Source organism: Sinomonas humi (genome assembly GCF_000802235.1).
Lineage (GTDB): Bacteria > Actinomycetota > Actinomycetes > Actinomycetales > Micrococcaceae > Sinomonas > Sinomonas humi.
Genome location: NZ_JTDL01000060.1, coordinates 1 through 3,293, shown reverse-complemented (window position 1 = coordinate 3,293; position 3,293 = coordinate 1). Strand labels below are relative to the sequence as shown.

The following is a 3,293-nucleotide window of genomic DNA, read 5'->3' as shown; positions in this document are numbered from 1 at the left end:
AGCTTCCGGTTGCTTCGTCTGCTCGGCTTCTGTGAGGTGTCGCCTGAGGCCGACGCGGCGGCCGGAGTGCCGGAACGTGTGCTTGTTTCCGCACAGCATTGCTTCATGCCAGGACGAGTCCGCAGTGTTCGGGGCCATGGGCCGTTCTACCTTACGGGCCAGCGCCTTCGCCTCGGGGCCGCGGCCTTCTGGCCAGCACGATAGTGACGCGATGACGGGGAGACCCGGCCATGGGTGCGAGGCGGCCCCAGCTCAGTCCAGAGGGTGGGGGGCGCGCCGCAGCAGGAGAAGACCTGCCGCCGCCGGGACGGCGAGGCCGGAGAGGACCCCCTCGGGGCGTCCGAGGAGGGAGTCGCCGGTGAGCAGGGCCAGCCCGGCGAGCAGCGCGCATCCCATCGCGGCGCAGAAGCGCATGGCGGCCCCGATCGCAGGGTGCCTCGCATCGGTTACGCGTGCCGCCGATAGCGTCACCGAAAGGACCCCGGTCGTGGCCGCGAGTACCACCAGCCCGAAGTACACCACGATCCGGACGGGGCCGAAGGCGGCGAAGACGGGCTCGAATGGAGTCACGAGCAGCGCGCCGAGGACGGCCAGGGATCCCGCGCCCGCAAGGGCGAACACCTTCGCTCCCCGCTTCGCGCAGCCAGCCTCCCGTCCCCCGGGCGCCGGTGCTGCCGCGAACGCACGGGCTTCCCACTCCTCGTCGTAGGACCCGGTCTCTTCGGGGGCTCTCTTACGGGCCTCGGTCGCTCCCCGCCAGATGCCCACGACCGCCCAGAGGGCGGCGAGGAGGAACCACCACCCGCCCCGTGGGGCCGCGAAGCCCAAGACGAGGAACAGCGTCACCGCGACGAGGTCGAAGGCCAGGACGCGCCAGTACCTCCCGTCCTCTGAGGACAGCCCGCCCCTGCTCATCGCCCGGCTCCAGCCTTGAGCGCGGCGCCCGAGATCCCCGCTTCAGCATGGAAGCTCCCGGTGCTGGAGTGCAGGGCAGGCAGCGCGTGCCCGACAGCCTTCCGGTCCCGCACACGGAGGGCCTCGAGGCCGCGGCGGACTCGGCGCTCCTCGTCTCCGCGGTCCGCGGGGCTCAGATCGACCGCCCTGCGGTCGCTGCCCGGGGGGCGGCGCTGCTGCAGGCCGACAGTGGGCATCTGCTGTATGCGGTCGCTGAGCGTGTTCCGGGCGAGGTGCTGACGCTCGGCCAGTTCGCCGACCCCCAGCCCCGGCTCGCGGGCGGGGTGTGGAGCAGCCAGGCCTGCACCATCGGCGGAGATCCCGGGGGCGCGTCCTCCCGCAGGCTGGACCGGAGGGCCCTCGGCGGCGGGACGACCATGTCACGCAGGAGCCAGGCATCCCCGGACGCGGCTGCCGCATCGCTCATGGGAACAGCGTAGACCGATCGTGCCTGCCTAGAGCTGTTCTGGTGCCGCGTAGGCGCGCAGGGCGGGCGACCCCTGCAGGAGCACCTGGACTGCCGGGGCCCGGGGCAGAGCAGAAGGGGCAGGGGGGAGGCGGCGCGAGCGCGGCCGGGACGCGGGCGTGGGCCTTCCGCAGGGCAAGAGGCCGGACGGGTTCGCCGGGTCCGCGCGCGAGCTGTGTCCAGTTGGCTTGCGGGGGCCTTCCTGCTCATGCTTCCCGGTAAGGGGGCAGAGGCCGCGGACGAGGCCTCAGGCCGGGCGCCCCTCGACGGGGGTGATCCCGTCGGCGGGCGCCAGTCCGGGCGCCCGCATCGACCCCGTCGTCGCCCGCCACTTCGACCGGAGGGGACGTCCAGCGGCGGCACATCCCCTGCTTGGGCGGATCCTCAGGGGCGCAGGGGAGGCAGGCGGGGCCGGAGGCTGTAAGGCTTTGGACGGATCGGGAGCGCGTCGCCCGGCTACCCGCCGGCGTCGGGGAGCGCCCTCGAGCGAGGGCGCCCCAAGGTGGCGAGGAAGGCCAGGGCCCCGGCGGCGAACAGCAGGCCGGAGACCCAGGTGTTCACCCGCAGCCCCAGGATCAGGTTCGCGTAGTCCGAGCGCATTAGCTCGAACACGAACCTGCCTGCCGTGTAGAGGGCCACGTAGAGGGCGAACACGCTGCCGGCGCCCAGACGGACGCGCCTGTCGAGCCACACGATGAGAGCCGCCGTCAGGGCGCACCAGAGGGACTCGTAGAGGAAGGTCGGCTGGAAGTAGCCCAGCACCACCGGGTTCCCGGCGGCGTCCGTGGCGGCCCGGGCCTGCTGCGGGTCCATCCTGTGGATCTGCAGGGCCCATGGCAGGCTGGTCGGGTCTCCGTAGAGCTCGTTGTTGAACCAGTTTCCCCACCGCCCGATCCCCTGGGCGAGAAGGACGCCCGGGGCGATCGCGTCCGCGAAGGCGACGAAGGAGACTCCCTGCCGCCGGCACCCGATCCAGGCGCCCAGGGCCCCAAGGGCGATCGCGCCCCAGATCCCCAGGCCGCCGTCCCAGATCGCGAAGGCGTTCCAGGGGTCCTTGCCGGGCAGGAAGTACAGCTCCGGGTCGGTCACCACGTGGTAGATCCGCCCGCCGACGATTCCGAAGGGCACCGCCCACAGGCTGATGTCCAGCACCTGGCCGCGGTCCCCGCCGCGCGCACGCCATCGGCGGGCGGCGATCCACAGCGCCATGGCGATCCCGGCAACGATGCACAGGGCGTAGAAGTGGACCGTCACGGGCCCGAGCTGGAACCCGCTGACGGTAGGCGAGGGCAGGTACGAGCGGGCCCTGAGCGTGGGAGTCACCGGCGGATCGTATCAGCGACCGCCTCTCTGCGGACGGACTGCCCCGCAGGTCCAGCTCAACCTCCCCATGGCCCGGAGACCGCCGTCCTCCTCCACGGCAGTGCCTAGGCGGTGGGCCGGAGTGCCCCGGCCCTCGTCGAGGGTGCACATCTCGGGGGCCTGGACGGCCAGGCCCATCTCCGTGTGCAGGCGGCCAGGAGCCGACCGAGCGCGCTCGTCCGGTCCTGATGGGGGGTCCCAACTACCCACAGGGCCCGGGGCGCCGGGACGAGGATGCCGGCGCTGGCGGACGAGCCGATCGGCGCCACAAGCCAGACCGAAGCCGCCGTCGTCAGGCCCCGCACCTTGTTCCGCCGGACGAAGGCCGCTCCTGCTCAGACGAACCCGATGCCCGAGACGATATTTGCTACCAGCCGGGAAGAGTCCAGGACCACCAAGCCCGGGTGGAGCACATCCGAGACTATGCTCGCTTGCCACCGTGACCGGGCCGCGCCCATTCCGCCCAGCGTGTGGGTGTGCATACCAGCCGACTTCTGCCTCAGCTCCCGCT

General features: G+C 72.3%; 3 protein-coding genes. 1 reads left to right on the top strand and 2 read right to left on the bottom strand.

The features are described 5' to 3' along the window. Positions 1-252: 252 nt before the first annotated feature. Positions 253-915 (bottom strand): hypothetical protein, encoded by a 663-nt coding sequence (locus LK10_RS04330; RefSeq protein ID WP_043120455.1) that lies wholly within the window; start codon positions 913-915, stop codon positions 253-255. Positions 916-962: 47 nt separating this feature from the next. Between LK10_RS04330 and LK10_RS20715 the strand changes: the two genes are divergently transcribed. After that, positions 963-1,394 carry a hypothetical protein gene (locus tag LK10_RS20715; protein ID WP_156144026.1) on the top strand — a complete coding sequence of 144 codons (432 nt, stop codon included), beginning with the start codon at positions 963-965 and terminating at the stop codon, positions 1,392-1,394. Between the two features lie 482 nt (positions 1,395-1,876). On the opposite strand, the gene lgt is transcribed toward LK10_RS20715, so the two are convergent. Further along, complete coding sequence (lgt, locus tag LK10_RS04315; RefSeq protein WP_043120451.1) at positions 1,877-2,743, bottom strand: prolipoprotein diacylglyceryl transferase; 867 nt, start codon at positions 2,741-2,743, stop codon at positions 1,877-1,879. Positions 2,744-3,293 lie beyond the last annotated feature (550 nt).